Origin of the sequence: Streptomyces sp. TLI_171 (genome assembly GCF_003610255.1) — a bacterium.
In the GTDB taxonomy this organism is placed as follows: domain Bacteria; phylum Actinomycetota; class Actinomycetes; order Streptomycetales; family Streptomycetaceae; genus Kitasatospora.
On record NZ_RAPS01000001.1, the window covers coordinates 2,080,525 to 2,100,187 of the forward strand.

At 74.1% G+C, this 19,663-nt stretch carries 24 protein-coding genes; 9 read left to right on the forward strand and 15 right to left on the reverse strand.

The features are described 5' to 3' along the window. Positions 1 to 24 precede the first annotated feature (24 nt). Positions 25 to 399: a phosphoribosyl-AMP cyclohydrolase gene (hisI, locus tag BX266_RS09440; RefSeq protein ID WP_099898454.1), complete on the reverse strand. Its 375-nt coding sequence runs from the start codon at positions 397 to 399 to the stop codon at positions 25 to 27. A 128-nt stretch (positions 400 to 527) separates the two neighbouring features. On the opposite strand from hisI, the gene BX266_RS09445 reads away from it, so the two are divergent. The 3 genes from BX266_RS09445 (at position 528) to BX266_RS09455 (ending at position 2,544) form a co-directional block, all read left to right on the forward strand. Continuing rightward, complete coding sequence (locus BX266_RS09445; protein ID WP_143686893.1) at positions 528 to 998, forward strand: hypothetical protein; 471 nt, start codon at positions 528 to 530, stop codon at positions 996 to 998. 41 nt (positions 999 to 1,039) lie between these two features. Beyond that, positions 1,040 to 1,678 carry a TIGR03085 family metal-binding protein gene (locus BX266_RS09450; protein WP_099898456.1) on the forward strand — a complete coding sequence of 213 codons (639 nt, stop codon included), beginning with the start codon at positions 1,040 to 1,042 and terminating at the stop codon, positions 1,676 to 1,678. An 83-nt stretch (positions 1,679 to 1,761) separates the two neighbouring features. Next, the gene (locus BX266_RS09455; protein WP_099898457.1) at positions 1,762 to 2,544 is read left to right on the forward strand and encodes a VOC family protein; all 783 of its coding nucleotides are present in this window, start codon (positions 1,762 to 1,764) and stop codon (positions 2,542 to 2,544) included. A gap of 27 nt (positions 2,545 to 2,571) precedes the next feature. Here BX266_RS09455 and hisF read toward each other — a convergent pair whose 3' ends face one another. The 8 genes from hisF to hisD are packed head-to-tail and all read right to left on the reverse strand — an operon-like array spanning position 2,572 to position 8,315. Continuing rightward, complete coding sequence (gene hisF, locus BX266_RS09460) at positions 2,572 to 3,342, reverse strand: imidazole glycerol phosphate synthase subunit HisF (RefSeq protein WP_099898458.1); 771 nt, start codon at positions 3,340 to 3,342, stop codon at positions 2,572 to 2,574. After that, positions 3,339 to 3,773, reverse strand: a complete 435-nt coding sequence (locus BX266_RS09465; protein ID WP_099898459.1) for a RidA family protein — start codon at positions 3,771 to 3,773, stop codon at positions 3,339 to 3,341. The genes hisF and BX266_RS09465 overlap by 4 nt, the downstream gene beginning before the upstream one ends. Continuing rightward, positions 3,770 to 4,498 carry a bifunctional 1-(5-phosphoribosyl)-5-((5-phosphoribosylamino)methylideneamino)imidazole-4-carboxamide isomerase/phosphoribosylanthranilate isomerase PriA gene (priA, locus tag BX266_RS09470; protein ID WP_099898460.1) on the reverse strand — a complete coding sequence of 243 codons (729 nt, stop codon included), beginning with the start codon at positions 4,496 to 4,498 and terminating at the stop codon, positions 3,770 to 3,772. The genes BX266_RS09465 and priA overlap by 4 nt, the downstream gene beginning before the upstream one ends. 22 nt (positions 4,499 to 4,520) lie before the next feature. After that, entirely contained in the window at positions 4,521 to 5,156 is a 636-nt protein-coding gene (gene hisH, locus BX266_RS09475; protein ID WP_099898461.1) for an imidazole glycerol phosphate synthase subunit HisH, read from the reverse strand. A gap of 11 nt (positions 5,157 to 5,167) precedes the next feature. After that, the gene (locus BX266_RS38450) at positions 5,168 to 5,311 is read right to left on the reverse strand and encodes a hypothetical protein (RefSeq protein WP_180290428.1); all 144 of its coding nucleotides are present in this window, start codon (positions 5,309 to 5,311) and stop codon (positions 5,168 to 5,170) included. After that, entirely contained in the window at positions 5,311 to 5,904 is a 594-nt protein-coding gene (gene hisB, locus BX266_RS09480) for an imidazoleglycerol-phosphate dehydratase HisB (RefSeq protein ID WP_099898462.1), read from the reverse strand. Before hisB ends, BX266_RS38450 begins: the two co-directional genes overlap by 1 nt. 6 nt (positions 5,905 to 5,910) lie before the next feature. Beyond that, on the reverse strand, positions 5,911 to 7,011 hold the full coding sequence (locus tag BX266_RS09485) for a histidinol-phosphate transaminase (RefSeq protein WP_099898463.1): 1,101 nt from the start codon (positions 7,009 to 7,011) through the stop codon (positions 5,911 to 5,913). Beyond that, a complete protein-coding gene (gene hisD, locus BX266_RS09490) occupies positions 7,008 to 8,315 on the reverse strand; it encodes a histidinol dehydrogenase (protein WP_099898464.1) in 1,308 nt (435 codons plus the stop codon). Before hisD ends, BX266_RS09485 begins: the two co-directional genes overlap by 4 nt. Before the next feature lie 95 nt (positions 8,316 to 8,410). Here hisD and BX266_RS09495 point away from each other — a divergent pair, with 95 nt between their 5' ends. The 3 genes from BX266_RS09495 to ybaK are packed head-to-tail and all read left to right on the forward strand — an operon-like array spanning position 8,411 to position 11,360. Next, positions 8,411 to 10,066 (forward strand): oxidoreductase, encoded by a 1,656-nt coding sequence (locus BX266_RS09495; protein ID WP_099898465.1) that lies wholly within the window; start codon positions 8,411 to 8,413, stop codon positions 10,064 to 10,066. Between the two features lie 59 nt (positions 10,067 to 10,125). Continuing rightward, positions 10,126 to 10,854 carry an LON peptidase substrate-binding domain-containing protein gene (locus BX266_RS09500; RefSeq protein ID WP_099898466.1) on the forward strand — a complete coding sequence of 243 codons (729 nt, stop codon included), beginning with the start codon at positions 10,126 to 10,128 and terminating at the stop codon, positions 10,852 to 10,854. A 14-nt stretch (positions 10,855 to 10,868) separates the two neighbouring features. Further along, positions 10,869 to 11,360 (forward strand): Cys-tRNA(Pro) deacylase, encoded by a 492-nt coding sequence (gene ybaK / locus BX266_RS09505; RefSeq protein WP_099898467.1) that lies wholly within the window; start codon positions 10,869 to 10,871, stop codon positions 11,358 to 11,360. 23 nt (positions 11,361 to 11,383) lie between these two features. Here the strand turns inward: ybaK and BX266_RS09510 are convergent, their stop codons facing one another. The 4 genes from BX266_RS09510 to BX266_RS09525 are packed head-to-tail and all read right to left on the reverse strand — an operon-like array spanning position 11,384 to position 15,103. Further along, a complete protein-coding gene (locus BX266_RS09510) occupies positions 11,384 to 12,022 on the reverse strand; it encodes a DUF2567 domain-containing protein (RefSeq protein ID WP_259464625.1) in 639 nt (212 codons plus the stop codon). A gap of 55 nt (positions 12,023 to 12,077) precedes the next feature. Further along, a complete protein-coding gene (locus BX266_RS09515; protein WP_099898468.1) occupies positions 12,078 to 12,872 on the reverse strand; it encodes an ABC transporter permease in 795 nt (264 codons plus the stop codon). Continuing rightward, complete coding sequence (locus BX266_RS09520; RefSeq protein ID WP_099898469.1) at positions 12,869 to 13,834, reverse strand: ABC transporter ATP-binding protein; 966 nt, start codon at positions 13,832 to 13,834, stop codon at positions 12,869 to 12,871. The genes BX266_RS09515 and BX266_RS09520 overlap by 4 nt, the downstream gene beginning before the upstream one ends. A gap of 54 nt (positions 13,835 to 13,888) precedes the next feature. Then, entirely contained in the window at positions 13,889 to 15,103 is a 1,215-nt protein-coding gene (locus tag BX266_RS09525; protein ID WP_099898470.1) for an NYN domain-containing protein, read from the reverse strand. Positions 15,104 to 15,262: 159 nt separating this feature from the next. On the opposite strand from BX266_RS09525, the gene BX266_RS09530 reads away from it, so the two are divergent. Then, a complete protein-coding gene (locus tag BX266_RS09530) occupies positions 15,263 to 16,039 on the forward strand; it encodes a hypothetical protein (protein ID WP_143686894.1) in 777 nt (258 codons plus the stop codon). Positions 16,040 to 16,150: 111 nt separating this feature from the next. Here the strand turns inward: BX266_RS09530 and BX266_RS09535 are convergent, their stop codons facing one another. Further along, positions 16,151 to 17,179 (reverse strand): aspartate-semialdehyde dehydrogenase, encoded by a 1,029-nt coding sequence (locus BX266_RS09535; protein ID WP_099898472.1) that lies wholly within the window; start codon positions 17,177 to 17,179, stop codon positions 16,151 to 16,153. 157 nt (positions 17,180 to 17,336) lie between these two features. Next, positions 17,337 to 18,206 carry a dihydrodipicolinate synthase family protein gene (locus BX266_RS09540; RefSeq protein ID WP_180290430.1) on the reverse strand — a complete coding sequence of 290 codons (870 nt, stop codon included), beginning with the start codon at positions 18,204 to 18,206 and terminating at the stop codon, positions 17,337 to 17,339. Between the two features lie 29 nt (positions 18,207 to 18,235). Between BX266_RS09540 and BX266_RS09545 the strand changes: the two genes are divergently transcribed. Continuing rightward, a complete protein-coding gene (locus tag BX266_RS09545) occupies positions 18,236 to 19,120 on the forward strand; it encodes a LysR family transcriptional regulator (RefSeq protein ID WP_099898474.1) in 885 nt (294 codons plus the stop codon). Positions 19,121 to 19,153: 33 nt separating this feature from the next. After that, positions 19,154 to 19,603: a type II toxin-antitoxin system PemK/MazF family toxin gene (locus BX266_RS09550; protein WP_180290431.1), complete on the forward strand. Its 450-nt coding sequence runs from the start codon at positions 19,154 to 19,156 to the stop codon at positions 19,601 to 19,603. The last annotated feature ends 60 nt before the right edge of the window (positions 19,604 to 19,663 follow it).

Here is a 19,663-nt window from a genome sequence, read left to right on the forward strand (position 1 = left end):
GAAGGACGGACGGACGGGGAAAGGCTAGCGGGCCAGCGGCAGCACGTCGGCGTCGAAGCACGTCCGGTCACCGGTGTGACAGGCCGCACCGACCTGGTCCACCTTCACCAGCAGCGTGTCCCCGTCGCAGTCCAGCGCCACCTGCTTCACGTGCTGCACGTGCCCCGAGGTGTCCCCCTTCACCCAGTACTCCCGCCGGCTCCGGCTCCAGTACGTGCACCGCCCGGTGGTCAGCGTCCGGTGCAGCGCCTCGTCGTCCATCCACCCGAGCATCAACACCTCGCCCGTGTCGTACTGCTGCGCCACCGCGGGCAGCAGGCCGTCCGCGGAGCGCTTCAGCCGCGCCGCGATCGCCGGGTCCAGGGCCGTACTGCCAGGGGCAGCGGGATTCTTCGCCATCCCCCCATTCTCGCAGGCCGCACCGCCCCCACCCGCCGCACCGCCCACCATCCGGACACCCACTTCCCCGAAGGGCTGACGCGCCCCCCGTCGGCCCCCCACAATGACGAAGAACTCAGGGGGTTGGCATGACCGGTCGACAGAAGACACTCCTCGCATCCACGGTGGCGGCCGCCCTCGCCCTCACCACCGCCGTCCTCCTCTGGCCCGCCCCCCACAGACCCGCAGCCGCACCCCCGCCCCCGCCGAGCGCCTCCCCGACCCCGTCACCGTCGCCGTCGAAGACGTACCCGTACCCGCACTTCCTGCCGGGTGAGTGCTTCCTGGTGCCGAGGCTCAGCAAGGTCCACGAGGCCACCGGCGTCCCCTGCGACCAGCCGCACGACGCCGAGGCGATCGCCGTCGCCGACCTCCCCGACGGGCTCACGGACCTGCCCGCGATCTTCCACACCATGAACGAGCTCTGCAAAGCTCCGACCGCCGAGACGCTGGCGAAGGCCGCCGGGGGGCCGCGCTTCAGCAGTTCGATCGGGCTGCCGCTGGAGTACTACCAGCAGGGCTGGCGCGGCATCACCTGCGCGCTCACCTTCAAGAACTAGCGGCGAACCCCGTCCCGTGCGGCGGATCGTACGCTGGCCGTATGACGAGTCTTGCGCAGGGTGAACGGGCCCGGTTGAGTCGGTTGATGGTGGGGGCGGGGGCCGAGGGGGAGACGTTGTGTGCGGGGTGGGCGGTGCGGGATCTGGCGGCGCACCTGGTGGTGCGGGAGGGGCGGCCGGACGCGGCGGTGGGGATCCGGGTGCGCGGGTTGGCGGGGTACACGGGGCGGGTGCAGGGGAAGGTGGCGGGGCGGCCGTTCGGGGAGCTGGTGAAGTCGTTCCGGTCGGGGCCGCCGGCGTGGTCGCCGTTCAACCTGCCGGGGGTGGACGAGGCGGCGAACCTGGTGGAGTTCTTCGTGCACGCGGAGGACGTGCGCCGGGCCGGGGAGTTCGAGCCGGAGGCGGTGGCGGCGGAGCTCGCGGAGGCGTTGTGGCGGCGGGTGCCGATGGTGGCGCGGTTCGGTGACGCGAAGGCGCCGGTGTCGTTGCGGCTGGTGCACCCGGACGGCCGGGAGGTGACGGTGCGTCGGAAGGGGGCTGCGACGGTGACGGTGACGGGCGAGCCGGGCGAGTTGGTGCTGTTCCTGTACGGGCGGGGGGCGCGGGCCGCGGTGGTGGCGGAGGGCGCGGCGGAGGCGGTGGCCCGGTTGGCGGAGGTGCTGCCGCTGCCGGCGGGCTGACGGCGCGTCGGTCCGTTTTGTCCGGTCGGTGTGCCAGCCTGTCGGTGGCCCGGTTTCCCGTCACCCTTCAGGAGCGTGCGCGCATGGTGAGCACCGACCACTGGCTCGGATCGCCGAACTGGATCGATCTCGGCAGTCCGGATCTCGCCGAGTCCGAGCTGTTCTACGGTTCGGTGTTCGGCTGGACCTTCGAGTCGGCCGGTCCGGAGGCCGGCGGCTACGGGTTCTTCCGGATCCAGGGCCGGACGGTGGCCGCGGCGGGTCCGCTGACCGAGGAGGAGGCGCTGCCGGCCTGGACGGTGTACTTCCGGACCGCCGACGCGGACGCCGCGGCGGCGGCCGTGGCGCAGTCCGGGGGGACGGTGCGGGTGCCGCCGATGGACGTGTCCACGGCGGGGCGGTTCGCGCAGTTGACGGATCCGACGGGTGGCCGGTTCGCGGTGTGGCAGGCCGGGGAGACGGTCGGGCTGGACGCGGTGGGCGGGCCGGGCGCGCTGTGCTGGGCGGAGCTGCACACGCCGGACGTTCCGGCGGCGCTGCGGTTCTACCAGGGCCTGTTCGACTGGCGGACGCGGGACAGCGGGGTGCCGGGGGTGGAGTACACGGTGCTGCGCACGGCGGAGGGCGAGGACGCGTTCAAGGCCTCGTTCGGCGGGGTGGCGGGGGTGCACCCGCGGGTGGACGTCGGCTGGCTGGTGCACTTCGCGGTGACGGACGCGCTGGTGACGACCGATCAGGTGCGCACGTCCGGCGGGAGCATCGTGGTGCCGCCGGAGCCGGTGCCGACGGTGGGCCGGATCGCGGTGCTGGCGGACCCGTTCGGCGCGCAGTTCGCGATCCTGGAGCCGGAGCCCCGGCAGGCGTAGTCGCCGTCGCCGGGGCTCCGGGAGGGCTCAGCGGACGGGGTGCCCGGTGGCCCGGAGTTCGTCCTTGACCTGACCGATCGTCAGGTCGCCGAAGTGGAAGACGCTGGCGGCGAGCACCGCGTCGGCGCCGGCGTCGACCGCGGGGGCGAAGTCGGCGAGCTTGCCGGCGCCGCCGGAGGCGATGACGGGGATGGAGACGGCCTTGCGGGCGGCGCGGATCATCTCCAGGTCGTAGCCGTCCTTGGTGCCGTCGGCGTCCATGGAGTTGAGCAGGATCTCGCCGGCGCCGAGTTCGGCGGCGCGCACCGCCCACTCGACGGCGTCCAGGCCGGTGCCGCGGCGGCCGCCGTGGGTGGTGACCTCGAAGCCGGAGGCGGTCTCGGTGCCTTCCGGGCAGCGCCGGGCGTCCACGGAGAGGACCAGCACCTGGCGGCCGAAGCGCTGCGCGATCTCGCGGATCAGTTCGGGGCGGGCGATCGCGGCGGTGTTGACCCCGACCTTGTCGGCGCCGGCCCGCAGCAGCTTGTCGACGTCCTCGACGGCGCGGACGCCGCCGCCGACGGTGAGCGGGATGAAGACCTGTTCGGCGGTGCGGCGGACCACGTCGTAGGTGGTCTCGCGGGAGCCGGAGGAGGCGGTGATGTCGAGGAAGGTGAGCTCGTCGGCGCCCTGGGCGTCGTAGAGCTTGGCGAGTTCGACCGGGTCGCCGGCGTCGCGCAGGTTCTGGAAGTTGACGCCCTTGACGACGCGTCCGGCGTCCACGTCCAGGCAGGGGATGACGCGTACTGCGAGTGTCACTGCTGGGTGCCTTCCAATGTGCGGGCGAGGCCGGGGCGGTGGGCCTCCACCTCGACCTCGACCATCATCCGGGAGTCGGTCAGGCCCTGGACCACCACCATGGTGGTGACCGGGCGGACCTGGTCGAAGAGTTCCTTGTGGGCGCGGCCGGCCTCGTCGCAGTCCCGGACGTGGGTGAGGTACACCCGGGTGCGGACCACGTCGGCGGCGGTGAGCCCGTAGGCGGCGAGCGCGTCGAAGGCCACCCGGAAGGAGGCCAGCGTCTGCTCGTACGGGTCGCCCTCGAACTGGACGATCCCGTTGTCGTAGGCGGTGCAGCCCGCGACCAGGACGAAGTCCCCGGCCGCCACCGCCCGGGAGAATCCGTACGCGTCCTCCAAGGGGGACTGTCCGGACTGGCGGGCGACGGCGGCCGGGGTTTCGTCGGTCATCGGGACACAGCCTCCAGGGCCTCTTCGAGGGTGAACTTCTGCTCGTAGAGGGCCTTGCCGACGATCGAGCCCTCGACGCCCTCCGGCACCAGGGTGGCGATCGCCCGCAGGTCGTCGAGCGACGACACGCCGCCGGAGGCGACCACGGGCTTGTCGGTGGCGGCGCAGACGTCGCGCAGCAGCTGCAGGTTGGGGCCGGTCAGGGTGCCGTCGCGGTTGACGTCGGTGACCACGTAGCGGGCGCAGCCCTCGGCGTCGAGGCGGGCCAGCACGTCGTAGAGCTGGCCGCCGTCGCGGGTCCAGCCGCGGCCGCGCAGGGTGGTGCCGACCACGTCGAGGCCGACCGCGATCCGGTCGCCGTGCTCGGCGATGACCTTGGCGACCCACTCGGGGCTCTCCAGGGCGGCGGTGCCGAGGTTGACCCGGGTGCAGCCGGTGGCGAGCGCGGCGGCGAGCGATTCGTCGTCGCGGATGCCGCCGGACAGCTCGACCTTGATGTCGAGGCGGCCGGTGACCTCGCGGAGCAGCTCGCGGTTGCTGCCGGTGCCGAAGGCGGCGTCGAGGTCGACCAGGTGCAGCCACTCGGCGCCGGCGTTCTGCCAGGCGAGGGCGGCGGCGAGCGGCTCGCCGAAGGAGGTCTCGGTGCCGGAGGCGCCCTTGACCAGGCGGACCGCCTGGCCGTCGCGGACGTCGACGGCGGGCAGCAGTTCGAGGCGGTTGGTCATGGTGTGAAGGACTCTTCCGTCGTCAGAGGGTGTCGACCCAGTTGGTCAGCAGGGCGGCGCCGGCGTCGCCGGACTTCTCGGGGTGGAACTGGGTGGCCCACAGCGGGCCGTTCTCCACGGCGGCGACGAACGGCTGCCCGTGGGTTGCCCAGATCACCTTGGGGGCGCGGATCTTCTCCGAGTGGGTCTCCAGCACCCAGTGCCGCACCCCGTAGGAGTGCACGAAGTAGAACCGGGTGTCGGCGTCCATCCCGGCGAACATCCGGGTGCCCTCGGGGGCGTCGACGGTGTTCCAGCCCATGTGCGGGACGATCGGCGCCTCCAGCGGCTCGACCGTGCCGGGCCACTCGTCGCAGCCGGCGGTCTCCACGCCGTGCTCGACGCCCTTCTCGAACAGGATCTGCATGCCGACGCAGATGCCGAGCACCGGCCGGCCGCCGGCCAGCCGGCGGCCGATGATCTGCTCGCCGCGGACCGCCTTGAGGCCGCGCATGCACGCCTCGAAGGCGCCGACGCCGGGGACCAGCAGGCCGTCCGCGTCCAGCGCCTCCTGGAAGTTCGAGGTGACGGTGACGGTCGCGCCGGTCCGCTCGACGGCGCGCTGGGCGGAGCGCAGGTTGCCGGAGCCGTAGTCCAGCACCACGACGTTCTTGGACATCTGGCGGTCTCCTAGTAGCGCATGATGCCGGCGGCCAGGCACATGGCCGAGGCGAAGCCGAGGACGAGGACGACGCTCTTCGGCTTCTCCTGCTTCCAGAACGACCAGACGCCGGCGGCGAAGAAGATGCCGAGGAAGATCAGGACCGATGCCATTACAGCGCGCCCTTGGTCGAGGGCAGGATGCCGGCGGCGCGCGGGTCGTGCTCGGAGGCGTAGCGCAGCGCCCGGGCGAGGGCCTTGAACTGGCACTCGACGATGTGGTGGGCGTTGCGGCCGTACGGCACGTGCACGTGCAGGGCGATCTGCGCCTGCGCCACGAAGGACTCCAGGATGTGCCGGGTCATCGTGGTGTCGTACGCGCCGATCATCGGAGCCATGTTCTCCGGCTCGGTGTGCACCAGGTACGGGCGGCCGGACAGGTCGACGGTGACCTGCGCCAGCGACTCGTCCAGCGGGACGGTGCAGTTGCCGAACCGGTAGATGCCGACCTTGTCGCCGAGCGCCTGCCGGAAGGCGGCGCCGAGCGCGAGGGCGGTGTCCTCGATGGTGTGGTGGGTGTCGATGTGCAGGTCGCCCTCGGTCTTGACGGTGAGGTCGAAGAGGCCGTGGCGGCCGAGCTGGTCGAGCATGTGGTCGTAGAACCCGACGCCCGTGGAGACGTCCGTCTTTCCGGTTCCGTCGAGGTCGATCTCGACCAGGACGGAGGTCTCCTTGGTGGTGCGTTCGACGCGGCCGATGCGGGACATGCGGGGTTACAGCTCCTTGGTTGCTTGCGACACGGCGCTCAGGAAGGCGTCGTTCTCGGCGGGGGTGCCGGCGGTGACGCGCAGCCGGCCGGGCACGCCGTTGTCACGGATCAGCACGCCCTGGTCGAGGATCGCCCGCCACACCGCGTGGGTGTCGGCGAAGCGGCCGAACTGGATGAAGTTGGCGTCGGAGTCGGTCACTTCGAGGCCCAGCCCGCGCAGCGCGACCACCAGGCGGTCGCGCTCCGACTTCAGCTGCGCGACGTAGCCGAGCAGGGTGTCGGTGTGCTCCAGGCAGGCCAGCGCGGTGGCCTGGGTGACGGCCGACAGGTGGTACGGCAGCCGGACCAGCTGGACGGCGTCGACCACGGCGGCGTCCGCCGCCAGGTAGCCGAGCCGCAGCCCGGCCGCGCCGAACGCCTTCGACATGGTGCGGGAGACCACCAGGTTGGGGCGGCCCGCCAGCAGCGGCAGCAGCGAGGCGCGGTGCGAGAACTCGACGTACGCCTCGTCGACCACCACCATGCTGGGCCCGGCGGCCTGTGCGGCCTCGTACAGGGCGAGCACGGTGTCGGCCTCGACGGCGGTGCCGGTCGGGTTGTTCGGCGAGCAGACGAACACCACGTTCGGGCGCAGCTCCGCGATGGCGGCGCGGGCGGCGTCCAGGTCGATGGTGAAGTCGTCGTTGCGCGGGCCGGAGACCCACTCGGTGCCGGTGCCGCGGGCGATCAGCGCGTGCATCGAGTACGAGGGCTCGAAGCCGATCGCGGTGCGGCCGGGCCCGCCGAAGGTCTGCAGCAGCTGCTGCAGCACCTCGTTGGAGCCGTTGGCGGCCCACACCTGGTCCTTGGTCACCGGGAAGCCGGTGGTGTCGCTCAGGTACCCGGCCAGGCCGGTGCGCAGCTCCACCGCGTCCCGGTCCGGGTAGCGGTTGAGCTGCCGGGCGGCCTCGGCCACCCGCTCGGCGATCCGGGCCACCAGCGGCTCCGGCAGCGGGTACGGGTTCTCGTTGGTGTTCAGCTGCACCGGCACGTCCAGCTGCGGTGCGCCGTACGGGGACTGGCCGCGCAGCTCGTCCCGGACGGGGAGGTCGTCGATCTTCGTCACGAGCTGGGGACACTCCAGTCGAATCGGGCCTTGATCGCGTCGCCGTGACCGGGCAGGTCCTCGGCCTCGGACAGGTTGACCACGTGCGCGGCGATGTCGGCCAGCGCCGCGCGGTCGTACTCCACCACCTGCACGCCGCGCAGGAAGGTCTGCACGGACAGGCCCGAGGAGTGGCAGGCGCAGCCGCCGGTCGGCAGCACGTGGTTGGAGCCGGCCGCGTAGTCGCCCAGCGAGACCGGGGTGAAGCGGCCGAGGAAGATCGCGCCCGCGTTGCGGACCCGCTCGGAGACGGCGTGCGGCTCGGCGGTCTGGATCTCCAGGTGCTCGGCGGCGTACGCGTTGACCACCGCCAGCCCCTGCTCCAGGTCGTCGACCAGGATGATGCCGGACTGCGGGCCGCCCAGCGCCTCGGCCACCCGCTCGGAGTGCCGGGTGCGGGCGACCTGGGTCTTCAGCTCGGCCTCCACCGCGTCCGCCAGCAGCGGCGAGGCGGTGACCAGCACGGAGCCGGAGGTCGGGCCGTGCTCGGCCTGGCTGATCAGGTCGGCGGCGACCTCGGCGGCGTCCGCCGTGTCGTCCGCGAGGACCATGATCTCGGTCGGGCCGGCCTCCGAGTCGATGCCGATCCGGCCCGCGAACAGGCGCTTGGCGGCGGCGACGTAGATGTTGCCCGGGCCGGTGACCAGGTTGACCGGCTCGCACTCCTCGGTGCCCAGCGCGAACATCGCCACCGCCTGGGCGCCGCCCACCGCGTACACCTCCTCGACGCCGAGCAGCGCGCACGCCGCCAGGATGGTCGGGTGGACGCGGCCGCCGAACGCCTTCTGCGGCGGCGAGGTGACGGCGATGCCGGCCACCCCGGCCTCCTGCGCGGGCACCACGTTCATCACCACGGAGGACGGGTAGACCGCCAGACCGCCCGGCACGTACAGGCCGACCCGGTCCACCGGCACCCACCGCTGGGTCACGGTGCCGCCCGGCACCACCTGCGTGGTGTGGCCGACCCGGCGCTGGTCGCCGTGGACGGCGCGGGCCCGGCGGATCGACTCCTCCAGCGCGGCGCGCACCTCGGGGTCCAGCTGCTCCAGGGCCTCGGCGATCTGCGCGGCCGGGACCCGGGTGGACTCCAGCCGCACCCCGTCGAACCGCTCGGTGATCTCGATCAGCGCCGCCACGCCGCGATGGCGTACGTCCTCCGCGATCGGCCGCACCTTCTCCAGGGCGGCCTCGACGTCGAACTCGGCACGGGGCAGCACGTCGCGGGGGTCCTGGGAGGAGCCGCGGAGGTCGATTCGAGAGATCACAGGGCCAAGTGTAAGGAGTGGTCGAAACCGGCAGCCGGGCATTTCAGTCCGTGATACGAAGGGTGAGACAGTTCCAAGATCATCGGGGGGAACGGGTGGAGCAGGCGCCGGACGACTGGACCGACACCGAACGCGGCCTGTGGGAGGCGTTCCGCAACGGCGAGGTCTACGACCTGCGGGCCGAGCGGCCGCGCCGCCAGGCCAGGCTCTACCTGCCCGCACCGGCCGGGAGGACCGTGCGCCCCGACGGCGCGGCGGACGGCCCCGACGACCCGTTCGCCGACGAACCCTGGGACGCCGGGCGCACCGTCCGGGCCGAGGTGATCTCCCGGCTGCTGCTGGCCGGCCCGCCGCCCCGCCCCGGAAAGGTCGCCTCGCTGAAGCTCACCGGCGCCGAGATCACCGGGCCGCTCAGGCTGGCCGGCGGACGGATCGACAGCTACGTGGAGTTCCAGCTCTGCCGCTTCGACCGCAAACTGCTGATCTCCGAGGCCGCGGTCGGCACCCTGCGGCTGGTCTCCTGCCGCCTCCCCCGGATCGAGGCCTCCCGGCTGGCCAGCGACGGCGACGTGCACCTCGCCCGCTGCGGCGTACGCGACGGCATCCGGCTCACCGACGCCCGGATCGGCACCGACCTGCTGCTCAACCAGAGCGCCGTCGGCCCCGACCTGTACGGCCGGGCGATCTCCGCCGACGGACTCACCGTCAACCAGGACGTGGAGGCCGAACGCCTGGAACTCCAGGGCGAGTTGAGCCTCCGGTCGGCCCGCATCGGCGGCCGCCTGGCGCTCCGCGGCGCCCAGCTGCACGCCGTCGCCGACAACCCCAACGCGCTCGACGCCGCCCGGATCAGCGTCGGCCACACCCTGTACCTGGCCAGCTCCGAGGACGCCGGCTGGACCGGCTCCCGCTCCGTGTACGGCTCCGGCTACGGCCACCCCGTGACCGCCGCCGACCGCCGGGCCGTCAGCTACACCCCGTTCCGCTCCTGGGGCAGGGTCCGGCTCTCCGACGGGCGCTTCGAGAACGCCTGCCTGATCTCGCTCGCCGAGTTCCACCTCGGCCCCGGCGAGGAACTCGCGCTCAGCCGGATCCAGTCCCCCGAACTCCGCTTCACCTGCGAGATGGCGCCCACCGGACCGGTCTCGCTCAGCCGCGCCCGGATCGGCAACCTGATCGACGCCCCGAACAGCTGGCCCGCCGACCACCACGTCTCGCTCACCGGCTTCACCTACGAAGCCCTCCGCCCCGCCGAACCCTTCCCGCTGGACCGCCGGATCGCCTGGGTCGACTCCGGCGCCGAGTTCCGCCCCGAGGCCTACGAGCAGCTCGCCGCCGCGCTGCGCCGCGACGGCGCCGACGAGGACGCCCGCACCGTCCTGTACGCCAAGCAGCGCCGCCGCCGGCGCACCCTGCCGCTGCCCGGCCGGCTCTGGGGCCACCTGCAGGACGCCGCCGTCGGCTACGGCTACCGCCCCGGCCGGGCCGCCGCCTGGCTGGTCCTCGCCTGGCTGCTCGGCACCGCGTACTTCGCCGAGCACCCGCCCGAGCCGCTCAAGGCCGACGAGAAGGTGGTCTGGAACCCGGCCCTGTACGCGGCCGGCAAGGTCCTCCCGCTGATCGACCTCGGGCAGAACGGCTGGAACCCCGACCGCCCCGGCCAGTGGGTCGCCACCGCGCTGGTGCTCACCGGCTGGGTCCTCGCCACCACCGCGGTGGCCGGGGCCACCCGGCTGCTGCAGCGCGGCTGAGCCCCTTCGCGCGGTAACTGCGGCGCGGCGGTGGCGCTGGGCCAACTACGCTGTCCGCCGTGACTGATCGGCTCCCGCTCTTCCCGCTGAACACGGTCCTCTACCCGGGGCTGGTGATGCCCCTGCACGTCTTCGAGGAGCGCTACCGCCGGCTGGTCGCCGACCTGCAGAAGCAGCCCGAGGACGACCCGCGCCGGTTCGGCGTGGTCGCCATCAGGGACGGCAGGGAGACCGCACCCGTCCGCGAACTCGAAGGCCCCGCAGGACCGTTGGACGGTATCGGCACCCCGGGCGGCGACCCGCTGGACGCCCTCCACCTGGTCGGCTGCGTCGCCGACGTCGCCTCGATCCGGGAGCAGCCCGAGGGCCACTACGAACTCCTCGTCACCGGCACCACCCGGTTCCGGCTGCGCTCCGTCGACGCCACCGGCCCCTACCTGGTCGGCGAGGTCTCCGCCCTCACCGAACAGCCCGGCGAGGGCTCCGGCGCCCTCGCCGCCGGTGTCGAGCGTGCCTTCCGCACCTACCAGAAGCGCCTGGCCGGGGCCCGCGAAGCCACCCTCAGCGGCGAGCAGGACCTCCCCGACGACCCGCAGGTGCTCTCCTACCTGGTCGCCGCCGCCACCTCGCTGCCGACCCACGTCAAGCAGGAGCTCCTCGCCTGCGCCGACACCGCGCAGCGCCTCACCCGCGAACTCGAACTGCTCCGCCACGAGAGCGCCGTCATCGCCAAGCTCCCCTCGCTGCCCGCCGCCGACCTGACCCGCCAGGCGTTCAGCCCCAACTGAGGACCCACCGCCCCATGGCCAAGAAGAAGACCGCCGGCGGCACCCCCGCCACCGTCGCCCTCGACACCGCCGGCGTCCCGTTCACCGTCCACGAGTACGCCCACGACCCGGCCGCCGCCTCCTACGGCGCCGAGGCCGCCGAGGCGATGGGCGTGGCTCCCGGCCGCGTCTTCAAGACGCTCCTGGCCGAGACCGACGGCGCCCTCGCGGTCGCCGTCGTCCCCGTCTCCGGGCAGCTCGACCTCAAGGCCCTCGCCACCGCGCTCGGCGCGAAGCGCGCCGCGATGGCCGAACCCGCGGCCGCCGAACGCTCCACCGGCTACGTGGTCGGCGGCATCTCGCCGCTCGGCCAGCGCAAGAAGCTCCGCACCGTGGTCGACAGCGGCGCCCTGGCCTGGGAGACCGTCTACGTCTCCGCGGGCAGGCGCGGCCTGGAACTCGAACTGGCCCCCGCCGACCTCGTCCGCCTCACCGCGGCCGTCACCGCCCCCATCGCCCGGGGCTGAGCGGGGGCCGAGCGCACCCGACGCTACTGCTTGGCCTGGCTCGGCGGCGTCGTGGCCCAGTACGGCGGGCGGTCGGGTTCGCGCTTGCCGAAGGTGGCGGAGAGGGCGAGCAGGACGATCATCGCGGTCATCGGCCACACCACGAGGGCCCCGCCCGCGGAGAGTTCGAGCGGGCCCTCGAAGGTGCCGCCGTCGCCGACCGCGATGGCGTGCGCGCGGAGGTCGTCGGTGGGGCCGAGGTGGGTGCCGAGCTGCCAGGCGACCAGCGAGCCGAGCACGCCGCCGACGGCGAGGCCGACGGCGACGGCGATGCCGCCGCCGCGGGCGCGGGTCCAGAGGAAGGCGCCGAGCGCGGTGACCAGGCCGAGGGCCGCGGCGAGCAGCGAGAAGACGCCGACCGAGCCGATCGCCTCTTCGCCCTCGGGGTCGCGGTAGAGGATCCGGTTGCCCTGGACCTGGTACCCGATCCGGGGGGCGAGCCAGAGCCAGAGCAGGCCGAGGACCAGGCCGAGGACCGCTCCGCCGACGGTGATGATCGCGCCGATCCGCAGCTCGGGTCCGAGCGGCGGCCGCTCGGGGCGGGCGGGCGGCTGCGGCGGGAAGGGCGGCGCGAAGGGGTCCGGCCCGGGGGAGCTACCCGCAGGTGTGTTCGGTACGGTCACGGCCCCATCGTTTCACGACCTGCCCCGCGGGTGTCGATCTCGGCCCGGGAACGGTTCAGCGGGCGGCGCGCCGGTAGGCCCAGGTGGCGAGGGAGAGCGAGGCGAGGCCGACCGCGCCGCAGACGCCCAGGTCGAGGGTGATGCGGGCCCAGTCGGGGTGCGGCGCGTAGGTGAGGGCGAGCGCGTCGACGCCGTAGCTGGAGGGCAGCAGGTCGCGCAGCCACTGCACGGGGACGGGCAGCCGGGAGGCCGGCAGGACGCCCAGCAGGAGGGCCGCGGACATGCCCAACTGGCCGGCGAGGGTGGCGAGTTCCTGCCGGGGTGCGAGCAGTCCGAGGGCCGCGCCGAGGCCGGCCAGGGCGGCGCCGGCCAGCGGGACGACGGCCAGCAGGATCCACATCCGGGCGATCGGCAGGTCGAACATCCAGCTGCCGATGCCGGCGGTGACGAAGACGCCCGGCACGGTGAAGGAGGCGTACGCGGCGGCCGTCCCGAGCACCACCGAGGCGGGCGGCACCGGCAGCGTGGCGTAGTGGTCGAGGCCGCCGGTGGCGCGCAGCCTGCCGAAGTACTGGGCGAGCAGGTTGAGCGCGACGAAGGCGACCACCAGGACGGCGGAGCCGGCCACCACCGCGTGCGCGGACGGGTTGTCGCCGGGGTCGACCACGCCGCGCATCATCACCAGGATGCCGACGGACTGGAAGGTGGCGACGAACAGCAGCGGGATCCGGGAGACCTTGGCGCGGGCCAGCTGGGCGCGGTACACGGCGGCCAGGGCGGGCAGCAGCCGGGCGGCCGGGGCGAGCGGCGCGGGCTCGGTGGCGACCGCGGGGGCGTCGAGCAGGGTCATCGGGCGAGTCCTCCGTGCCGTCCGCCGAGCCGGAGGTAGGCGTCCTCCAGGGTGGGGGTGGCGAGGGTGAAGTCGTCGAGCGCGGCGAAGGCGGGCCCGGTGGTGACGGCGGCGACGAGCTCGCGGGCCTCGTCGGGGGTGGTGCGCAGGGTCCAGCGGCGGCCGGTGCGTTCGGCGCGGTCGGCCAGCGCGGCGACGGCGGGGACGCCGAGCGGGGCATCGGTGCGCCACACCAGGTCGAGCCGGACGTGGCCGTCGACCAGGGCCTTCAACCCGCCGGGGGTGTCGCAGGCGATCACCTTGCCGCCGTCGATCACCGCGACCCGGTCGAGCACCGTCTCGGCCTCGATGACGTTGTGGGTGACCAGCAGCACGGTGGTGCCGCGCTCGGCGCGGCGGCGGTCGACGGCGCTCCACACGGCGCGGCGGGCGACCGGGTCCATGCCGGTGGTGGGCTCGTCGAGGACCAGCAGCGGGCGTTCGCCGACCAGGGCGGCGGCGAAGCAGGCGAGGCGGCGCTGGCCGCCGGAGAGCTTGGCGAGCGGGCGGTGGGCGAGCGGTTCCAGGCCGAGTTCGGTGATCACGTCGGCGGTCTCGGCGCGGGCGGCGGCCCGGGTGAGTCCGCGCAGCCGTCCGGTGGTCTCGGCGGCGAGGGCGACGGTGAGCTCGTCGAGGGCGGTGGACTCCTGGCCGAGGTACGCGAGCAGCCGGGCGGCCCGTTCGGGGTGCCGGACCAGGTCGTGGCCGAGCAGTTCGATGCGGCCGGCGTCGGGGCGGAGCAGGCCGGTGAGCTGGCGGACCAGGGTGGACTTGCCGGCGCCGTTGGGCCCGAGCAGGCCGAACACCTCGCCGCGGTGGACGGCGAGATCGATGCCGTCGTTGGCCCGGACCACCGCGGCGCCCGTCCGGTAGGTCTTGACCAGGCCGCTGACCGTGCAGCAGCCCTGAGGTGCCTTGCTCACGACGGAAGACTCTACGCGCCGTAAAGGACGTTCCGGACACGCGGGGTGGGGCGGTCAGCTGTCCTCCGCCGCCCCGGTGGGCTGCCGGGCCTCGGGGACGCGGGCGGCCAGCTCCTTCCAGAAGCCCTCCCGGATCGCGTACCGGTCCTGCTCGTCGATCTGGTCCTCCTTGTGCGCGAGCAGGCCGAACCGGGCGGCGTAGCGGAGCAGTTCGCCGTCCAGGCGGTGCGGGATCCGCGGGTGGTCGGTCCACAGCAGTTCGGGTCGGTCGGCGCCGGCCAGCCGGTCCAGCCAGCGGCGGGCGAACACCTGGCCGACCTCCTGCGGGTCGCCGCCGACGCTGGTGATGTCCTCCTCGCGGTCCGCCCAGCGCTGCGCGGAGGTGGTGAGCCGGTCCAGGGTGGGCAGCGCGTCGGCGGCGGTCGCGGCGTCGGCCCGGTCGACCCAGCCGCGGTCCGAGGACCAGCGCAGCACCGGCCCGCCGAGCGCGGCGGGGCCCGGCGGCGACGCGGGGGCGGGGACGGTGCGCCCGGCCAGGTCCTTGGGCGTGGGGATGACCCGCAGCGGGGCGGTCCTGGCCGCCGGCCCGGCCGGCGCGGGCACCACGGGCGTCACCGGCACGGGGCGCGGGCGGGGAGCGGCGGCGGGCAGCACCGCGACCGGCGCGACGGCCGCCACGGCCGCCACGGACGCCGCGGGCGCGACGGGCTCGGCAGCGGTCTCCCGCGGGCGGGCCCAGCGTTCGATCCAGGCGCGGTCCAGCACCCGGCGCTCGTCGGCCTCGCCGACCAGTTCCTCCGACTGGTTGAAGTCCCCGTCGGCGGCTTCCAGCGCCCACAGGTGCACGGCCACCCCGTGCTCCTTCGCGGAGGCCACCCCGGGCAGCAGGTCGCCGTCCCCGGTGACCAGCACCACGTCCGCGCACGCGTGGTTGCGCGCGAGTTCGCTGAGCTCGGCGTGCATCGCGGCGTCCACGCCCTTCTGCACCCAGCGCCCCTCCGCCCGGGTCAGCGCGCCGAGCCGGACGGTCACCCGGGGCAGCACCCGCAGTCGCCGGTGCTCGGGCGCCGGGCGGCGGTCGACCGCGGCGTCGAACCAGTAGATCCGCAGCAGCGGCAGGCCGGTCTCCTCCTCGGCGCGCTCCCGCAGGGCGCTGATCAGCACCGGATGGTCCACGGCGATCCGTGACCGGCCGGGCTCCCCGGCGAGCAGGCTGGCGGCGGCGCCCAGCAGGTAGCCCGCGTCGACCAGGACGACACAGCGGTCCATCTCCGGCACCTCCTCCTCGGCCCGGCCCCGGCGCGGTGGGGACGCCGCGCGGCGGTCCGGCGACCGTTGGGCACACCTTTACCCCCCGTTCGCCCGGCGAATCGCTCGCGGGGACTCCGCCCCGACCCTGGATACTGGGACACCGTGCGGAAGAGTGCGGTGACCTTGTGCGGAGTGGCGGCGATCGGTGCGGTCGCCCTCGTCCTGGTGCCCGCGACCGCACCGGAGACCTCCCACGGCGACACCGCCCTGGTGTCGGTGGTCGTCAACAACGGCCGGACGGTCGAACTCGGACCGGACGAGACCCGCACCGTCCCGGTCGAGGTGGTCGCCACCGACCGCGCGGGCATCCGCACCGTCGACCCGATCGGCCTGTGGGGCCCCAACTACGCCACCCTCAAGGTCGCCCCGCTGACCTGCGCCCCGCTGGACGCCACCGGCACCGCGGCCCGCTGCACCGGCCGGGCCACCGTCACCGCCACCGGTCACGGCCTCTTCGACGACCAGGCCGGCACCTGGTTCGTCGACCTCCGCATCCGCGCCAACGACGGCGACCGCTACGTCTCCAAGTCCGCGGGCGGCTTCTCCCTCAAGCACACCGCCGTCCTCGACCGGGCGAGCGGACCCGTCCACGCCACGAAGGACGACCCCGTCCAGCTCCGGGCCCGGCTGCGGCACACCTCCTGGGAGCAGCACGCGCAGGCCCCCGCCCCCGGCGCCACCGCCTACCTGCAGTTCCGCCCCACCGGCTCCGCCGCCTGGACCACCCTCGCCACCGCCACCGCCGACCCCGAGGGCCTCCTCACCCTCCAGGTCCCCGCCCACGTCTCCGGCAGCTACCAGTGGTTCGCACCGGGCGACAAGTGGACGGCCGCCGCCACCTCCCCGGAGATCCCGGTCACGGTCGACCCGACCCCGGTGCACCCGGGGCAGTGAACGCGGCGACGGGTCGTGGAGCAGAAGGGCGCGGGGTACGGCGCGAGCGGTTGTCTCCCGTCCCGCGCCGTACCCCGCGCCCCTGACTTCGCAGCCCGTGGTCCGGAGGTGTCAGCCGCGGAGTTCGGCCGCGACCAGTTCCGCGATCTGCACCGCGTTGAGGGCCGCGCCCTTGCGCAGGTTGTCGTTGGAGAGGAACAGCGAGAGGCCGTTGTCGACGGTCTCGTCGACCCGGATGCGGCCGACGTAGCTGGGGTCCTGGCCGGCGGCCTGGAGCGGGGTGGGGATGTCGGTGAGGACGACGCCGGGGGCGCCGTCCAGCAGCTCCACTGCCCGGGAGGGGGCGAGCGGGCGGGCGAAGCGGGCGTTGATCTGGAGGGAGTGGCCGGTGAAGACGGGGACGCGGACGCAGGTGCCGGCGACCTTGAGCTCGGGGATGCCGAGGATCTTGCGGCTCTCGTGGCGGAGCTTCTGCTCCTCGTCGGTCTCGTTGCTGCCGTCGTCGACGACGGACCCGGCGAGCGGGATCACGTTGAACGCGATGGGGCGCTTGTAGACGCCGGGCGCGGGGTACTCGACGGCGGCGCCGTCGTGGACCAGGGCGGGGGCCCCGTCGACGACCTTGCGGGCCTGCTCGTGGAGTTCGGAGACGCCGGCCAGGCCGGAGCCGGAGACGGCCTGGTAGGTGGAGACCACCAGGGCGACCAGCTCGGACTCCTGGTGGAGCGGGCGGAGCACCGGCATGGCGGCCATGGTGGTGCAGTTCGGGTTGGCGATGATGCCCTTGGGGCGGTCGGCGATCGCGTCGGGGTTGACCTCGGCGACGACCAGCGGGACCTCGGGGTCGCGGCGCCAGGCGGAGGAGTTGTCGATGACGACGGCTCCGGCGGCGGCGACCTTGGGGGCGAGGGCCTTGGAGGTGGCGCCGCCCGCCGAGAAGATCACGATGTCGAGACCGCTGTAGTCGGCCGTGGCGGCGTCCTCGACGGTGACCTCGGTGTCCTTCCACGGCAGGGTGCGCCCCGCCGAGCGGGCCGAGGCGAACAGCCGCAGCTGCTCGACCGGGAAGTCGCGCTCCGCCAGGATCTCGCGGACCACGCCGCCGACCTGACCGGTGGCACCTACGATGCCGATCCTCATCCGTCTCCTCCTCCTACGTCTGTTCAGCAGAATCATGCCTTGTCAGGGCGGGTTTTCGCGGGGGCGTCCCACGAGGTGAACGCTTGCCGTCCGGCGCGGCAATCCCTCCGGTGGGGCCGCTCCGCGGCCGGAAGATCTGCGCCCGGGCGGGCGGTTCTCAGGTGTGTGCGAGCAGCGGCAGCCGGACGGCCGGGGTGGGGATGCGTCCGGCGCGGTGCAGCAGCGCCTTGAGCGCGGTGGGGTTGGGTCCGGCGAACGCGGCGCGGGAGACCCCGGCGAGGTCGGCGCCGAGCTTCCGGGCGGTCTCCGTCTCGCCGTCCTGCCAGGCCCGGTGCAGGGCGACGAAGCGTTCGGTCTCCAGGTGGGCGGAGGCGAGGATCCCGCCGTCGGCGCCCATCGCGAGCAGCGGCGAGAGGAACAGGTCGTCGCCGGCGAGGACGCCGCGCGGCCCGGCGGCCATCAGGGCGACCGTCTCCTCGTCGATGCCGCCGACCGCGTACTTGACCCCGGCCACGCCGGGGAGGGCCAGCAGGTCGAGCATGGCGGCGGCGCCGAGGGTCTGCCCGGTGCGGTAGGGGATGTGGTAGATCACCAGCGGCAGGGGACCGGCCTCGGCGAGGGCGCGGAAGTGGGCGAGCACGCCGGCTTCGCCGGGGCGGACGAAGGCGGGGACGGCGACCAGTGCGGCGTCGGCCCGCCCGTCCAGGGCGGCCAGTGCCTCGGCGGTGCGGGCGGTGCCGCCGTGGCCGGCGCCGACGGTGAGGACGGCGCCGTGGGCGTGGGTGACCCGCCGGCAGACCTCGATGACGGCGTCCTGTTCGGCGGTGGTGAGCGAGCCGGGTTCGCCGGTGGTGCCGAGGGCGACCAGTCCGGTGGCGCCGGCGTCCAGGCAGTCGTGGGCCAGTTGCTCCAGGGCGTCGAGGGCGAGGGCGCCGTCGGCGGTGAAGGGCGTGACCAGCGGGACGTGGATGCCGTGGAGTTCCATACGGGGAAGCCTGCCGGGGGCGACCGTGCGGGTCCAGTTCATATTTCCGATGGTTCTCGTAAGCTGAGCCGATGCTCGATGTGCGACGACTGCGGCTGCTGCGCGAACTGGCCCACCACGGGACGATCGCCGCGGTGGCGGAGGCCCTGGCGTTCAGTCCTTCGGCGGTGTCCCAGCAGCTGTCGGTGCTGGAGCGGGAGGCGGGGGTGCCGCTGCTGGAGCGTTCGGGGCGGCGGGTGGCGCTGACCCCGGCGGGGCGGAACCTGGTGCGGCACACCGAGGCGGTGCTGGAGCTGCTGGAGCGGGCGGACGCCGAGCTGGCGCACGCCCGGCGGGGGTTGGCGGGCCCGCTGCGGATCGGCGCGTACCCGTCGGCGGTGCGCGCGCTGGTGCCCGCGGCGCTGGCCGAACTGGCGGCGCGGCACCCGGAGTTGGAGTCGATGGTGAGCGAGGTGGACCCGGCCGCGGTGGCGGGGGCGCTGCGCGCGGGCGAACTGGACGTGGCGCTGGTGCACGAGTACGACCTGGTGCCGGCCGAGCCGGAGGAGGGGATCGCGCTGACCGGCCCGGTGTTCGCCGAGCCGATGTACCTGGCGGCGCGCGCCACGGGCACCCTGGCGGAGCACCGGGACAGCCCGTGGATCACCGCCCCGGTCGGCACGCTCTGCCACGCGATGGCGCAGCGGGCGTGCCAGGCGGCGGGGTTCAGTCCGCGGGTGCGGCACCGGGTGGACGACTTCGCCTCCCAGCTGGCGCTGGTGGCGGCGGGTCAGGGGGTCGCGCTGGTCCCGCACCTGGGCATCGACCGCTGCCCGCCGAACGTGGTGCTGACCCGGCTGCCGGTCTACCGCCGCACCCGCACCGCGTTCCGGGCGGGCGGCGCCGCGCACCCGGCGGTGGCGGCGTTCGCGGCGGCGCTGCACGCGGTGGTGCCGGCCGAACTCCGGGCCTCCTGACGCCGGGATCGACGCGGTCGATAGCCTTCCGCCATGCATGAGTTGAACGAGCAGACGGAGCAGCCCGGCCGGTTCGGGGCGGACGCCACGGTGGAGGTCCGGGCCGAGCGGATCAGCGGTGTGCGCACCGAGTACGCGCCGGACCACGACGGCGACCCGGACCCGGGCGAGATCGTCTGGACCTGGGTGCCGTACGAGGAGAACGACGGGCGGGGCAAGGACCGGCCGGTGCTGGTGGTGGCCCGGGAGGCGGGCGGTTCGTTGCTGACGGTGATGCTGTCCAGCAAGGGGCACGACCACAACCGGGACTGGGTGCCGCTGGGCGCGGGGCCGTGGGACCGCACCGGGCGGGACTCCTGGGTGGCGCTGGACCGGGTGTTCCGGGTGCACGACGGCGGGATGCGGCGGGAGGCGTGCGCCCTTGACCGGGCCCGTTTCAATCTGGTGATCGACTCGTTGAAGCGCCGTTACCACTGGCACTGAGTAACGATTGTCGGATCATCTTCCACAGTCCCCCCGATTCCGGGTACAACGGCACCAGCA